17 protein-coding genes are annotated in these 14,494 nt (G+C 62.9%); all 17 read left to right on the top strand.

Annotated features, from left to right (window positions below):
* Nucleotides 1–113: 113 nt before the first annotated feature.
* The 17 genes from NCT03_RS12615 (at nucleotide 114) to hisC (ending at nucleotide 14,467) form a co-directional block, all read left to right on the top strand.
* A complete protein-coding gene (locus NCT03_RS12615) occupies nucleotides 114–1,256 on the top strand; it encodes an FAD-dependent oxidoreductase (RefSeq protein ID WP_250465828.1) in 1,143 nt (380 codons plus the stop codon).
* Between the two features lie 18 nt (nucleotides 1,257–1,274).
* Nucleotides 1,275–1,472: a sulfur carrier protein ThiS gene (gene thiS / locus NCT03_RS12610; protein WP_244826389.1), complete on the top strand. Its 198-nt coding sequence runs from the start codon at nucleotides 1,275–1,277 to the stop codon at nucleotides 1,470–1,472.
* Nucleotides 1,473–1,498: 26 nt separating this feature from the next.
* Nucleotides 1,499–2,308: a thiazole synthase gene (locus NCT03_RS12605; RefSeq protein WP_250465826.1), complete on the top strand. Its 810-nt coding sequence runs from the start codon at nucleotides 1,499–1,501 to the stop codon at nucleotides 2,306–2,308.
* Nucleotides 2,305–3,369, top strand: coding sequence for a thiamine phosphate synthase (gene thiE, locus NCT03_RS12600; protein WP_250465823.1), 1,065 nt, complete (start codon nucleotides 2,305–2,307; stop codon nucleotides 3,367–3,369). The genes NCT03_RS12605 and thiE overlap by 4 nt, the downstream gene beginning before the upstream one ends.
* A 97-nt stretch (nucleotides 3,370–3,466) precedes the next feature.
* Nucleotides 3,467–4,282 carry an ABC transporter ATP-binding protein gene (locus tag NCT03_RS12595; protein ID WP_244826386.1) on the top strand — a complete coding sequence of 272 codons (816 nt, stop codon included), beginning with the start codon at nucleotides 3,467–3,469 and terminating at the stop codon, nucleotides 4,280–4,282.
* On the top strand, nucleotides 4,279–5,046 hold the full coding sequence (gene mlaE / locus NCT03_RS12590) for a lipid asymmetry maintenance ABC transporter permease subunit MlaE (RefSeq protein WP_244826385.1): 768 nt from the start codon (nucleotides 4,279–4,281) through the stop codon (nucleotides 5,044–5,046). Before NCT03_RS12595 ends, mlaE begins: the two co-directional genes overlap by 4 nt.
* A 104-nt stretch (nucleotides 5,047–5,150) precedes the next feature.
* Complete coding sequence (gene mlaD / locus NCT03_RS12585; RefSeq protein WP_244826384.1) at nucleotides 5,151–5,717, top strand: outer membrane lipid asymmetry maintenance protein MlaD; 567 nt, start codon at nucleotides 5,151–5,153, stop codon at nucleotides 5,715–5,717.
* Nucleotides 5,718–5,728: 11 nt separating this feature from the next.
* On the top strand, nucleotides 5,729–6,658 hold the full coding sequence (locus NCT03_RS12580; RefSeq protein WP_244826383.1) for an MlaA family lipoprotein: 930 nt from the start codon (nucleotides 5,729–5,731) through the stop codon (nucleotides 6,656–6,658).
* Nucleotides 6,659–6,782: 124 nt separating this feature from the next.
* Entirely contained in the window at nucleotides 6,783–7,412 is a 630-nt protein-coding gene (locus NCT03_RS12575) for an MlaC/ttg2D family ABC transporter substrate-binding protein (protein WP_244826382.1), read from the top strand.
* The gene (locus tag NCT03_RS12570) at nucleotides 7,409–7,708 is read left to right on the top strand and encodes an STAS domain-containing protein (RefSeq protein ID WP_250465819.1); all 300 of its coding nucleotides are present in this window, start codon (nucleotides 7,409–7,411) and stop codon (nucleotides 7,706–7,708) included. The genes NCT03_RS12575 and NCT03_RS12570 overlap by 4 nt, the downstream gene beginning before the upstream one ends.
* A 202-nt stretch (nucleotides 7,709–7,910) precedes the next feature.
* On the top strand, nucleotides 7,911–8,837 hold the full coding sequence (locus NCT03_RS12565; protein WP_250465817.1) for an ABC transporter ATP-binding protein: 927 nt from the start codon (nucleotides 7,911–7,913) through the stop codon (nucleotides 8,835–8,837).
* On the top strand, nucleotides 8,834–9,589 hold the full coding sequence (locus NCT03_RS12560) for an ABC transporter permease (protein WP_244826379.1): 756 nt from the start codon (nucleotides 8,834–8,836) through the stop codon (nucleotides 9,587–9,589). Before NCT03_RS12565 ends, NCT03_RS12560 begins: the two co-directional genes overlap by 4 nt.
* A gap of 17 nt (nucleotides 9,590–9,606) precedes the next feature.
* Entirely contained in the window at nucleotides 9,607–9,846 is a 240-nt protein-coding gene (locus tag NCT03_RS12555; protein ID WP_244826378.1) for a BolA family protein, read from the top strand.
* Nucleotides 9,847–9,990: 144 nt separating this feature from the next.
* Entirely contained in the window at nucleotides 9,991–11,262 is a 1,272-nt protein-coding gene (gene murA / locus NCT03_RS12550; RefSeq protein WP_250465813.1) for a UDP-N-acetylglucosamine 1-carboxyvinyltransferase, read from the top strand.
* Nucleotides 11,259–11,951: an ATP phosphoribosyltransferase gene (hisG, locus tag NCT03_RS12545; protein ID WP_244826376.1), complete on the top strand. Its 693-nt coding sequence runs from the start codon at nucleotides 11,259–11,261 to the stop codon at nucleotides 11,949–11,951. Before murA ends, hisG begins: the two co-directional genes overlap by 4 nt.
* A 47-nt stretch (nucleotides 11,952–11,998) precedes the next feature.
* Nucleotides 11,999–13,321 carry a histidinol dehydrogenase gene (gene hisD / locus NCT03_RS12540; RefSeq protein ID WP_244826375.1) on the top strand — a complete coding sequence of 441 codons (1,323 nt, stop codon included), beginning with the start codon at nucleotides 11,999–12,001 and terminating at the stop codon, nucleotides 13,319–13,321.
* Between the two features lie 72 nt (nucleotides 13,322–13,393).
* Nucleotides 13,394–14,467: a histidinol-phosphate transaminase gene (gene hisC, locus NCT03_RS12535; RefSeq protein ID WP_250465811.1), complete on the top strand. Its 1,074-nt coding sequence runs from the start codon at nucleotides 13,394–13,396 to the stop codon at nucleotides 14,465–14,467.
* Nucleotides 14,468–14,494 lie beyond the last annotated feature (27 nt).

Raw genomic sequence — 14,494 nt, 5'->3', positions numbered from 1 at the left:
TCCTCTGCAAGTTTTGTCTTCGCGTTCGTGCGTTTGCTGCACGGCGTTATCAGTCGTGGATAAGACCGGAGCGGCGCCCAGCCTCGTTTCGATCGACAGGAGACATTGGAAAAGTGAACACGATCGATCAGCCCGCCGCGCGCCGGCCAGACTTCGCCGTCATCGGCGGAGGACTCGTCGGGCGGCTCGTGGCGTGGCAACTCGCGGGCGCGGGCCACGGCGTCGCGCTATACGAGCGCGGCGACGAGGCGGGCACGCAGTCGGCTGCGTGGGTGGCCGCCGCGATGCTCGCACCGCTCGCCGAGGCGACGAGTGCGGAGCCGCTCGTCGTCGAACTCGGCGCGGCGTCGCTGGAACGCTGGCCGGGTCTCATCGCCGAGTTGCCCGAGCCGGTTTACTTTCAGCGCAACGGCACGCTCGTCGTCTGGCACGGCGCGGATCGCGCGGAAGCGCCGCTATTCGAACGCAGGTTGCGCGCCAACGCGCCTGCAAGCTTGCTCGATGGCGGCTTCGTCAAGCTCGCGGGCGCGGAAGTCGCGCAAGCGGAACCCGCGCTCGGCACGCGTTTCGCGCAAGGCTGGCTGCTGCCGCACGAAGGTCAACTCGACAATCGTCAGGCGCTTCGAGCGCTCGCGGCCGGACTTACGGCGCGCGGCGTGCGCACGCACTGGAATTCTCCGGTCGATGCCATGCCCGACGCGCGCTGGATCATCGATTGCCGTGGGCTGGGCGGCAAAACTGCGTGGCCCGCGTTGCGTGGTATTCGCGGGGAAGTGGCGCGCGTGCATGCGCCGGGCATCGGGTTGTCGCGGCCGGTGCGGCTGCTGCATCCGCGTTATCCGCTGTATATCGCGCCGAAAGAGGACGATCTTTACGTGATCGGCGCGACCGAAGTCGAAGGCGAGGACATGTCGCCCGTGAGCGTGCGCTCGGCGCTGGAACTGATGAGTGCGGCGTTCGCGGTGCATCCGGGTTTCGGCGAGGCGCGCATCCTCGAACTCAATTCTCAGTGTCGGCCGACGCTGCCGGATCATCGGCCGGCCATCGTCTGGGACGGGGCGCGGACCGTGCGCGTGAACGGCCTGTATCGGCACGGCTTCATGATCGCGCCGGAAGTCGCCGATGCCGCCTGCGCACTCGCCCAAGCCATCGCCGGCGGAACCGTCGCGGACGCCGCATCGTTCGCGGATTATCGCGGCGGCGCGCGCTGGTCCGAACTTCTGCATAGCGAACCGGCCATCGCGGCCGCGCTCTAGTCATCGAAAGTCAAAGCCATGAACATCCACATCAATCAGCGCGAATTCAGTCTGACCGATGCCGCCACCGTCACCGACGCGCTCGCCGCATTCGGCGCCAAACCGCCGTTCGCGGTCGCGCTCAACGGGCAGTTTGTCGCGCGCGGCGAGCACGGCACGAAGACGCTTCGAGCCGGCGACAAGCTCGACGTCGTGTCGCCCGTCGCGGGCGGCTGAATCCACCGAATCCGAAGGATCGAATCATGACCTCACACACCGCCGCCCATAGCCTCACGCTCTACGGCCAGACGTTCCCGAGCCGTGTGCTGCTCGGCACATCGCGTTATCCGTCGCTGCAATCGCTTTCGGATTCCATCGATGCCGCGCGGCCCGGCATGGTGACCGTCGCGCTGCGCCGTCAGTCCGAGACTGGCGAGGCCGGTTTTTTCGATGTCCTCAAGCGTCACGGCGTCGCGCTGCTGCCGAACACGGCGGGCTGCCAGAGCGTCGATGAAGTGCTGACCACCGCCTACATGGCGCGCGAGGTTTTCGACACGCCGTGGATCAAGCTGGAACTGATCGGCGACGACTACACGTTGCAGCCCGACCCGATCGGCCTCGTCGAAGCGGCGGGCAAGCTCGTGCGCGACGGCTTCAAGGTGCTGCCTTATTGCACCGAGGATCTCGTGATCGGCCGCCGTCTCCTCGATGCCGGCTGCGAGGCGTTGATGCCCTGGGGCGCGCCCATCGGCACCGGCAAGGGCGTGACCAACCCCTACGGTCTGCGCACGTTGCGCGAGCGGCTGCCAGACGTGCCGCTGATCGTCGATGCAGGCCTCGGCGTGCCCTCGCATGCGTGCCAGGTGATGGAGTGGGGTTTCGACGGCGTGCTCTTGAACACCGCCGTGTCGCAGGCGACCTTTCCGTCGCAGATGGCGCGCGCGTTCGCGCTGGGTGTCGACGCCGGGCGCACGGCGTTTCTCGCCGGTCCGATGGCCGAGCGCGACAGCGCGCAGGCCAGCACGCCGGTCGTTGGCATGCCGTTCTGGCATCAGGACGGAGGTGCTGCATGAGCTTGCTCGGACACGAAGTTCTCTGGCCGCCGGCGGATGAGTTGATCGAAGTCGCCGAACGTATCCGCGCGCGGCTCGGCGAGTGGCCCGCGCCGCCAACGCGCTGGCGCATCTGCCTGACCGTGCCGGATACGCCAAGTGCGCAGGATCTGCTCGTCGTCAACGAGCCGTACGCCGCGGACAATGCGACGGTGCTGGAAGCGTACGAACGTCGCGTGATATTGCTGCATGCAGGCGCGCGCCATGTTCTCGAAGGCGAGCGTTCCGACGACTGGCTGGCCGCGCTGGCGGCGTTCCTCGACTGCAATTTCGAACCGCACGATGCGCTCGTCCTGGCAATGGCTTGGCGCGCCGGCGACGAACAGAAAGAAGACGCGTGGCCAAGCGACTTCGACACGTTCCCGCGCGTCGGCGATCTTCCACCCGCGCCGGAACCTGCTTTTCCCGCTTGCCCGGACAAGCTCGGTCTTTACCCCGTCTTGCCGAGCGCGAATTGGGTCGAACGCGTGCTGGACCTCGGCGTGCGCACGGCGCAGTTGCGCCGCAAGACCACCGACGCAGCGGACCTTCACGGCGAAATCGAGCGTTCGGTCGTGGCGGGGCAGCGGCATCAGGCGCAGCTTTTCATCAACGATCACTGGCGCGAAGCGATCGCCGCACGCGCTTACGGCGTGCATCTCGGTCAGGAAGATGTCGAAACCGCCGATCTGCAGGCAATCGCGCAAGCCGGCTTGCGCCTCGGACTTTCGACGCACGGCTATTACGAGATGCTTCGCGCGCTGCACTTCCGGCCGAGCTATCTCGCGCTCGGCGCGGTGTTTCCCACCACGACGAAAGTCATGCCTACCAAGCCGCAAGGCCTGGCGCGGCTTACACGCTACGTAAAACTTCTGAAAGGACGCGTGCCGCTCGTCGCGATCGGCGGTATCGACGGCAAGGTATTGCCCGAGGTGCTGGCGACCAGCGTAGGAAGCGCTGCTGTCGTGCGTGCCGTGACAGAAGCGGCGGACACCGAAGCCGCCGTCGAGTCGCTACAACAAAGCTTTGCAAATCAAGGGTAAATGTTCTGAAAATCATATCGGGTAGAGCGTAGGTAAAGCACCGATTGCGCGCAGGCCCTATAATTCGGCCTCTTGCGTCCAAGGAATTTCTTAACTCGTGCCAGCTTTCCCCGAGCCCCTGCTAGAGCTTCGCGACGTCGATTTCGGTTACGGTAATCGGCCCGTTCTCTCGAACCTGAACATGCGTTTCACGCGTGGTCAGGTGGTTGCGGTCATGGGTGGCTCCGGCTGCGGCAAGACGACAACCTTACGGTTGATCGGCGGGCTGGTGAAAGCCAGCCGCGGTCAGGTGCTGTTCGCGGGCAAGGACGTCGGCACGCAATCGCGCGACGGTCTTTACGCGCTGCGCCGCCGGATGGGCATGCTGTTTCAATTCGGCGCGCTGTTCACCGACCAGACCGTGTTCGAGAACGTCGCGTTTCCGCTGCGGGAACACACGGATCTGCCGGAAGAGCTCATCCGCGATCTCGTCCTGATGAAGCTCAACGCGGTCGGCCTGCGTGGCGCGCGCGATCTCGCGCCGTCGGAGATTTCCGGCGGCATGGCGCGCCGCGTCGCGCTTGCCCGCGCCATCGCGCTCGATCCCGAACTGATGATGTACGACGAGCCGTTCGCCGGTCTCGATCCCATCTCGCTCGGCATAACCGCGCAACTCATCCGCACGCTCAACGACGCTCTCGGCGCCACGTCCATTCTCGTTTCGCACGATGTGCCCGAGTCGTTCGCCATTGCGGACTACGTGTACTTCGTCGCGAACGGCGGCATTCACGCGGAAGGCACGCCGGAGCAATTACGCGCGTCGGAAGACCCGACCGTGCGTCAGTTCATCGACGGCACGCCGGACGGTCCCTTCAAGTTTCATTACGCGAGCCAACCGCTCGCGGCGGATTTCGGCATCGGAGGGAAAGCATGATCAGCGCACTCGGACGCTGGGTGCTCGACGGTTTCGGAACCGCCGGTTATGCAATGCGCATGCTGTTGCGCCTCGTACTCGAATTCTTCCCGCTTTTGCGGCGGCCGCGTCTCGTCACGAAGCAAATTCACTTCGTCGGCAATTATTCGCTTGTCATTATCGCGGTGTCGGGCCTGTTCGTCGGCTTCGTACTCGGGCTGCAGGGTTATTACACACTGAACCGCTATGGTTCGGAGCAGGCGCTCGGACTGCTGGTCGCGCTCTCGCTCGTGCGCGAGCTCGGGCCGGTCGTCACGGCGCTGTTGTTCGCCGGCCGCGCGGGTACGTCGCTGACTGCCGAGATCGGTTTGATGAAGGCGGGCGAACAACTCACGGCAATGGAAATGATGGCCGTCGATCCCATGAAAGTGGTGGTCGCGCCGCGCATGTGGGCGGGCATCATCGCCATGCCCGTGCTGGCGGCCATTTTCAGCGCGGTCGGCATAATCGGCGGGTATGTGGTCGGCGTGTTGCTGATCGGCGTGGATTCCGGCGCGTTCTGGTCGCAGATGCAAGGCGGCGTGGACGTGTGGCGCGATGTCGGCAATGGCGTCATCAAGAGCATCGTGTTCGGCTTCGCGGTGACGTTCATCGCGTTGTTCCAGGGCTACGAAGCACGGCCTACGCCGGAAGGCGTGTCGCGCGCGACCACGAAGACGGTCGTGTACGCGTCGCTCGCGGTGCTCGGCCTCGATTTCCTGCTGACCGCGTTGATGTTCAGCTGATGTCCAGCTAATGAACCAAATGCAAAACGCCCGCGAGGGCGTGGGCGTTGTGAAGGGCACAGACCTCACACGCGCTCTGCGACAAGATTCTCTTTGGGAAGACGATGAAAAAGACTGCTCTCGACTTTTGGGTCGGCCTCTTCGTGGTGCTCGGTTTCGTGGCGCTGCTGTTCCTTGCGCTGAAGGCGGGCAACATGAGTTCGCTGTCGTTCCAGCAGACCTACGCGGTGAAGCTCAAGTTCGACAACATCGGCGGCCTTAAAGCGCGCGCGCCGGTCAAGAGCGCGGGCGTGACGGTCGGGCGCGTCGGCTCGATCAGTTTCGATGGAAACACGTATCAGGCGGTGGTCGCCATCGACATCGACAAGCAATATCAATTTCCGAAAGATTCGTCCGCCAAGATTCTGACTTCCGGTCTGCTCGGCGAGCAGTACATCGGCTTGGAGCCGGGCGGCGACGATCAGATGCTCAAGAATGGCGACACCATCACGATGACGCAGTCCGCCGTGGTGCTGGAAAATCTGATCGGACAGTTCCTCTATAACAAGGCAGCGGATTCCGGCGCGTCGAAATCCTCGGCGGCGCCGGCGGCAACGGCAGCTCCCGCACCGGCATTTCCGGGTGCGGCAAGCGCGATGGGCGCGAGCGCAGCCTCGGGTACGGCTCAATAAGGAGAAACAACATGCACTCGACAGGGATGCGGCGCGCAATCGTTCTAGCGGCAACGGTGGGCATGTTCGGCGGGTGCGCGACAGTGACCACTCCGACCAAGGGCGATCCCTTCGAGAGCTACAACCGGACGATGTTCACGATCAACGACAAGGTCGATCAATACGCGTTCAAGCCGGTGGCGCAGGCTTACGTCTGGGCCGTCCCAGAACCCGTGCGCAACAGCGTCACGAACTTCTTCTCGAATATCGGCGATGTCTACATCGCGGCGAACAATCTTCTGCAACTGAGAATCGCGGATGGCGTGTCTGACATCATGCGCGTCGCGATCAACACGGTGTTCGGCGTGGGCGGTCTGTTCGACGTGGCGACCGTCGCCAAGCTGCCGAAGCATTCGGGCGACTTCGGTCTCACGCTCGGCCACTACGGCGTGCCGCCTGGCCCGTACGTCGTGCTGCCGCTCCTTGGACCAAGCACCGTGCGCGATACCGGCGGCCTCGCGGTCGATTATTTCGGTAATCCGCTGAGTTACGTGCAGCCGGATTCCGTTAGCTGGGCCTTGTACGGCGTAAATCTCGTGAACACACGCGCGAACCTGCTGGATGCATCCGACATTCTTTCGGATGCCGCGCTCGACAAATACTCTTTCGTTCGTAACGCATACCTGCAGCGGCGGCAATATCTGATTACCGGTGGCGAAGGCACCTCGCCCGATTACAGCGAAGCGCCGCTTCCAAACTACGATGCGGAAGGCGCGGAAGCCGCGACTCCGGCGGGCGCTTCGGCCACGGCGGTTCCGTCCGAAGCGGCATCGGGCGCGACGCCTGCTTCTGGAGCCGCTGGCGCGCCGCGCGCAGCGAGCGACACGGGCAACAACACGGTTCCGGGACATCAGTACGTTCCGCCGCGCGCGCCTGGATTCCCTTCGTTCCGCTTGCGTTGAGCGGACTGGCGCTAACGGCCGGTAAAATACTTGGCAGCATTTTTTACAGTTTGACAGGCGCGCGGTCTGAACTCGTTCTAGCCAGCGCGCTCAAACTCAAGCCCCTTTTTTTGCAGGATCTGCGATGAAAAAAATCTTTTTGCTTCCCATCTTCGCCATGCTGATCGCGTTCTGCGGCGCGGCGTCGGCGCAATCCGTCGACTCGAGCGCGCCCGACGTGATGATCAAGACCGTCACGCAACAAGTGCTCGACGACATCAAGTCCGACAGCAAGATTCAGTCGGGCGACATCCAGCGCATCACTGAACTCGTCAATCAAAAGATCCTGCCGTACACGGACTTCACACGTACCACGCGTCTCGTGATGGGGCGCAACTGGAACACGGCAACGCCCGAGCAACAAAAGCAAATCGTCGAGCAGTTCAAGATGCTGCTCATTCGCACGTATTCGGGCGCGCTCGCTCAGGTTCGTAACCAGACGGTGCAGTACAAGCCATTCCGCGCGTCGCCGGAGGACACGGATGTCGTGGTCCGCTCGGTCGTGATGAACAACGGCTCGCCGATCGAACTCGACTACCGCCTGTACAAAACGCCGCAAGGCTGGCGCGTGTACGACATCAACGTGCTCGGCGCATGGCTGATCCAGGCGTATCAGCAACAGTTCAACGAGCAGATTTCGCAGAATGGCGTGGCTGGCTTGCTGCAATTCCTCACGCAGCGTAATCAGCAACTCGCGAACGGCAAGGCATCGTGAGCACGCAGGCAAATGCGCAAGTCGCGGGCGGCCGCTTCCAGACGGCCGCCACGCTGACCCACAAAAGCGCGAAGGCTGCGCTCGACGCGGGTTTGTCGCGTATCGCGGCGGGTGCAACCGAAGTCGACTGCGCGCCGCTCACGCATTTCGATTCATCCGCGCTCGCCGTGCTGCTTGCATGGCAGCGCGCCGCCACCGAGCGCGGCACGGCGCTTGGCGTCGTGAATGTTCCTTCCAAGCTTGCCAGTCTCGCGCAAGCTTACGGCGTCGACACGCTGCTCTCCTTCCGACATTGATCCTGTCCTGACGCCATATCAGGTGCGGCAACCAGGCTTGCGTTGCCGCGATCAGGATCGCTCCGAAGTCGGCTCCATCCGGTTTGCCCTATAATCAAATGCTTTTTCGGGCCCGCACCCGGCAATTTTTCGATCGAGCCCGGGTCCGTCAAGCGTTATCCGCACAATCGAGGCGCGGCCACACGAGGCACGCGCACTGTCAATGTCAGCCATAGAAATCCGAAACGTCAGAAAGCGCTACAAGCAGCTTCAGGCGCTCAAAGGCGTGAGCCTCACGGTTGAAGAGGGCGAATTCTTCGGCTTGCTCGGCCCCAACGGCGCCGGCAAGACCACGCTGATCAGCATCCTTGCCGGACTCGCGCGCGCCGATAGCGGCACGGTGTCCGTGCGCGGCCACGATGTCGTGAGCGACTTCCGCGCGGCGCGCCGTGCGCTTGGCGTGGTGCCGCAAGAACTGGTGTTCGATCCGTTCTTCACCGTGCGCGAGGCTTTGCGAATTCAGTCGGGCTATTTCGGTTTGCGCAAGAACGACGACTGGATCGACGAAATCATGGCCAATCTCGATCTCACCGAGAAAGCGGACGTCAACACGCGCGCGCTCTCGGGCGGCATGAAGCGACGCGTGCTGGTGGCGCAGGCGCTGGTGCATCGGCCGCCGGTGATCGTGCTCGACGAGCCCACGGCGGGCGTCGATGTCGAACTTCGTCAGACGCTCTGGAAGTTCATCTCGCGATTGAATCGCGAAGGGCACACCATCGTGCTGACCACGCATTACCTCGAAGAAGCCGAGGCGCTATGTGATCGTCTCGCCATGCTTCGCCGTGGTGAAGTCGTGGCGCTCGAGCGCACGAGCACGCTTCTGCAACGCTTTTCCGGTCTGCAACTTTATCTGCGCTTTTCGAGCGGCTCGCTGCCCGTGGAACTGCGTCCGCTGGAAGTCGATCCGCACGCGGTGTCCGGCATGCAGCATCTGCTGCGCCTTTCGAGCTACGACGATGTCGAGCCGATTCTCGCGAAGTGCCGCGCGGCCGGTTGCGCGCTGGATGAAATCGAGGTTCGCAAAGCCGATCTCGAAGACGTGTTCGTGCAAGTCATGAACGAACCCGACGTGGTCGAGGGACTTTCATGAGCGGCTTTCAGACGTTGTTCTACAAGGAGCTTTTGCGCTTCTGGAAGGTATCGTTTCAAACGGTGCTCGCGCCGGTCGTCACGGCGTTGCTGTATCTGACCATCTTCGGTCACGCGCTTTCCGGGCACGTACAGGTTTATGCTGGCGTTGGTTATACAAGCTTTCTCGTGCCCGGCCTCGTGATGATGAGCGTTTTGCAGAACGCGTTTGCGAATAGCTCGTCGTCGCTGATTCAATCGAAGATCACAGGCAATCTCGTGTTCGTGCTGTTGCCGCCCATTGCGCATTGGGAAATGTTCTTTGCGTATGTCTTGGCATCGGTAGCGCGTGGACTTTGTGTCGGGCTTGGCGTTTTCGTCGTGACGATATGGTTCGTCCCGATGTCTTTTTCCGCGCCGTTCTACATCATTGCGTTCGCGATCCTCGGTTCGGCAATCCTCGGTACGTTGGGTTTGATTGCCGGCATCTGGGCAGACAAGTTCGACCAGTTGGCCGCGTTTCAGAACTTCCTGATCATGCCGCTCACGTTTCTTTCCGGCGTGTTCTATTCGACGCATACGTTGCCGCCGGTTTGGCGCGCGGTGTCGCATCTGAATCCGTTCTTCTACATGATCGACGGTTTTCGCTACGGCTTTTTCGGTCTTTCGGACGTGAATCCGCTGGTGAGCATGGGTATCGTCGCTGCATTCTTGGCCGTGCTCGCGCTCATTGCCGTGCGTCTGCTCGCGAGCGGCTTCAAGCTGCGTCACTAATTCTTTAGGAGACTTTCATGTTGCCGACTCCCGAGCAAGTGAAGGACTACATCGCTGGCGGCCTCGCCTGCCAGCATCTCGAAGTCGAAGGCGATGGCCAGCACTTCTTCGCGACCATCGTGAGCGACGCGTTCGTCGGCAAGCGGCTGATCGCGCGGCATCAACTGGTCTATGCGGCGCTTGGCGAGCGCATGCGCGAAGAAATTCACGCGCTCAGCATGAAGACGCTCACGCCCGACGAATTCAAAGCCGCGTAAATACGCGACATTCGTAGCAATACGCAACACGCAACATCCCGTAACACCCGGCAACACCGGCAGGAAACAGTGCGAATCATTCAAGACAACCGCGGCGCCGAAAGCGGCTCCGCAGCAGGACGCTCGGTCGAAGGACACGTCATCATGGATAAACTGGTCATCACGGGGGGCGCGAAGCTCTCCGGCGAAATCACCGTATCGGGCGCGAAGAACGCGGCTCTGCCGATTCTGTGCGCAAGCCTTCTCACGGCCGACGACGTCCATCTGTCGAATGTGCCGAATTTGCAGGACACGCGCACGAAGCTCAAATTGCTGCGCCAGATGGGCGTGCACTCCGAAGCGTCGAGCGATGGCCGCGTGACGCTCAACGCATCGAAAGTGGACAACCTCGTCGCGCCGTACGAAATGGTCAAGACCATGCGCGCGTCGATCCTCGTGCTCGGTCCGCTCGTCGCGCGCTTCGGCGAGGCGAAGGTATCGTTGCCCGGCGGCTGCGCAATCGGCGCGCGTCCGGTCGATCAGCACATCAAGGGTCTGCAGGCGATGGGCGCCGAGATCAATATCGAGCATGGCTTCATCGAAGCGCGCGCGAAGCGTCTGAAGGGCGCGCGCATCGTCACCGACATGATTACCGTCACCGGCACCGAAAATCTGCTGATGGCGGCAGTGCTCGCGGACGGCGAGACGGTCATCGAAAATGCCGCGCGCGAGCCGGAAGTTACCGACCTCGCGCATTTGCTCGTGAAGATGGGCGCGAAGATCGATGGCATCGGCACGGATCGGCTCGTCATCGAGGGCGTCGAGAAGCTGCACGGCGCGAAGCATAGCGTGGTGCCGGACCGTATCGAAGCGGGCACGTTCCTGTGCGCGGTCGCGGCCGCGGGCGGCGATGTCACTCTGCGCAACGTCACGCCGTCGCTGCTCGATGCCGTCACCGCCAAGCTGCGCGAAGCGGGCGTGAGCATCGAGGAAGGCGACGACTGGATGCGCGTGCGCATGAACAAGCGCCCCGAAGCGGTCAACATCCGCACGTCCGAATATCCGGCGTTCCCCACTGACATGCAGGCGCAATTCATGGCGCTGAACACTATTGCCAAGGGCACGTCGCAAGTCGTCGAGACGATCTTCGAAAACCGCTTCATGCACGTGCAGGAACTGAACCGGCTTGGCGCGAGAATTACCATCGACGGCAACACGGCGCTCGTCTCGGGCGTGGACATGCTGTCGGGCGCGAAGGTCATGGCGACCGATCTGCGCGCGTCGGCAAGTCTCGTGATCGCGGCAATGTGCGCCGATGGCGAAACGCTCATCGACCGCATCTATCACCTGGATCGCGGCTACGACCGCATGGAGTCGAAGCTGACGGCGGTCGGCGCGCGGGTGAGCCGTATCAAGGGCAGCGGGAGCGAACAATGAGTTCGTTGCCGCAGACGTCGTCCTCGCTTGCCGCCAATGCGCCGCTGACGCTCGCGCTGTCGAAAGGGCGTATCTTCGAGGAGACGGTGCCGCTGCTCGCCGCTGCCGGCGTGGAGGTCGTGGAAGATCCGGAAAGCTCGCGCAAGCTCATTTTGCCGACGACGAATCCGAATTTGCGCGTGATCATCGTGCGGGCCACCGACGTTCCTACCTACGTCGAATACGGCGCGGCCGATTTCGGCGTGGCGGGCAAGGACGTGTTGATCGAGCATGGCGGAAGCGGGCTTTATCAGCCGGTTGATCTGAACATTGCGCGCTGCCGGATGTCGGTGGCCGTGAAAGCTGGCTTCGATTACGCGAACGCGGTGCGTCAGGGCGCGCGTCTGCGTGTCGCGACGAAATATACGGAAACCGCGCGTGAGCATTTTGCGGCGAAGGGCGTGCACGTCGATCTGATCAAGCTTTACGGTTCGATGGAACTGGCGCCGCTCGTCGGTCTGGCCGATGCCATCGTCGATCTCGTCAGTTCGGGCGGCACGCTGCGGGCGAATAATCTGGTCGAGGTTGAAGAGATCATGCAGATTTCGTCGCGCCTCGTCGTGAATCAGGCCGCGCTCAAGCTGAAGCGCGCGGCGCTCAAGCCGTATCTCGACGCTTTCGAACGCGCATCGGCAGGAACGGATAATTAGGGCAGCCGCGTAGTCGCGCGGCGAGCCACAGCAAACGGAAAACCAGCATGTCTATCAAGATTCGCAAACTCGATTCCAGCACCGACGGTTTTCAGAAAGCTTTGCGCGCGGTTCTCGCATTCGAGGCGAGCGAGGACGAAGCAATAGAGCGCTCGGTCGCGCAAATTCTCGCGGATGTCAAAGCGCGCGGCGACGCCGCCGTGCTCGACTACACCAACCAGTTCGATCGTCTGAAGGCGCACAGCGTCGCGGCGCTCGAATTGCCCGTGGCGGAACTCGAAGCCGCGCTGGAAGGGCTTGAGCCGAAACGTCGCGCGGCGCTCGAAGCAGCGGCTGCTCGCGTGCGCGGATATCACGAGAAGCAACGCATCGAATGCGGCAGTCATAGCTGGCATTACACCGAAGCCGACGGCACGGTGCTCGGCCAGAAGGTGACGCCGATCGATCGCGCGGGCATCTACGTGCCGGGCGGGAAGGCGGCGTATCCGTCGTCCGTGCTGATGAACGCCATTCCGGCGCGCGTCGCGGGCGTCAAGGAAATCGTGATGGTCGTGCCGACGCCCGATGGCGTCAAGAACCCGCTCGTGCTCGCGGCGGCGCTGCTCGGCGGCGTGGACCGCGTGTTCACCATCGGCGGGGCGCAGGCGGTTGGCGCGCTGGCGTACGGGACCGAATCCGTGCCGGCGGTCGACAAGATCTGCGGGCCGGGCAACGCGTATGTCGCATCGGCGAAGCGGCGCGTGTTCGGCACGGTCGGTATCGACATGATCGCCGGGCCGTCCGAAATTCTCGTCATCTGCGACGCCACCACCGACCCGCGCTGGGTCGCGATGGACCTGTTCTCGCAAGCCGAACACGACGAACTCGCGCAATCCATTCTGCTGTGTCCGGACGCGGCGTTCATTCGGCGCGTCGAAGAAGCCATCGTCGAATTGCTGCCGGCCATGCCGCGCCGCGAAGTCATTCAGCGCTCGCTCGAAGACCGCGGCGCGCTCATCAAGGTGAAGGACATGGCCGAAGCGTGCGCGATCGCGAACGATATCGCGCCCGAGCATCTGGAGATTTCGGCGCTCGATCCGCATCAGTGGGCTGCGCAGATCCACAACGCGGGCGCCATGTTCCTCGGCCGCTACACGAGCGAAAGCCTCGGCGATTACTGCGCGGGCCCGAACCACGTGTTGCCGACTTCACGCACGGCGCGCTTCTCGTCGCCGCTCGGCGTGTACGATTTCATGAAGCGTTCGAGTGTGATCGAAGTGAGCGCGGAAGGCGCGCAGACGCTCGGCGAGATCGCGGCGGAACTGGCTTACGGCGAAGGTTTGCAAGCGCATGCGAAGAGCGCGGAGTATCGGATGAAAAACGTCGGCTGAATCTGGCCGGCTTAGACGACCAAGGCGGCCTGAGAGCCGCCATATGTCCGGCGCAAAGACGTCGGCGACATCATGACCACACCTCAAGACATCCTGCGTCCCGACGTCCTTTCCATGACGAGCTATCCCGTGGCCGATTCCACGGGCTTGATCAAGCTCGACGCGATGGAAAACCCGTACTCCTTGCCCGCCGATCTCGCCAAGCGTCTTGGCGAACATCTCGCGGGCGTGGCGCTGAACCGTTATCCATCGCCGCGTCCGGCGGACCTGCTCGCCAAGATCAAGCGTGCAATGAAGGTGCCGGAAGCCTGCGACGTGCTGCTCGGCAACGGCTCGGACGAACTGATCAGCATGATGTCGATGGCGTGCGCCACGCCCGGCGCGAAAGTCGTGGCGCCGGTGCCGGGCTTCGTGATGTATCAGATGTCGGCGAAGTTCGCGCAGCTCGAATTCATCGGCGTGCCGCTCAACGCGGACTTCACGCTAGACGCAAACGCGCTCATCGCGGCTATCGACGAACATCAGCCCGCGCTCGTTTATCTCGCGTACCCGAACAATCCGACCGGCACGCTTTACGCCAATGCCGACATCGAGCGCGTGATCGCGTCGGCGAAGAAGAGTCTCGTGGTCATCGACGAGGCTTATCAGCCGTTCGCGGAAAAGACGTGGCTGCCGCGCGCGGCCGAGTATGACAACGTGGTCGTCATGCGCACGGTGTCGAAGCTCGGACTTGCGGGCATCCGGCTCGGTTATCTGGTCGGTCTGCCCGCGTGGACCATGCAATTCGACAAGGTGCGCCCGCCGTACAACATCAACGTGCTAACGCAGGCAACCGCTGATTTCCTGCTGGATCATCTCGATGTCCTCGACGCCCAGGCCGCCGATCTGCGCGCGCAGCGCGCCGTCCTCGCGCGCGAAGTCGCCGCGCTGCCCGGCATGACGGTGTATCCGAGCGCGGGCAACTTTCTGCTCGTGCGCGTGCCGGATGCCGCCGTCGCGTTCGAAACCCTGCTGACTTCGCGGGTTCTCGTCAAAAACGTGAGTAAAATGCATGCTTTGCTGGCAAATTGCGTGCGTTTGACGGTCGGCACGGCCGAGGAAAACGCGCACATGGTCGCGGCGCTCAAAAAGCTCGCGCTCAACTAAATCCCCACTCTTCGAAAGCCTCAAGGA

Origin of the sequence: Caballeronia sp. GAWG1-1, assembly GCF_023631465.1 — a bacterium.
Classification (GTDB): Bacteria; Pseudomonadota; Gammaproteobacteria; order Burkholderiales; family Burkholderiaceae; genus Caballeronia.
This window is presented reverse-complemented; position numbering and strand designations above follow the sequence as displayed.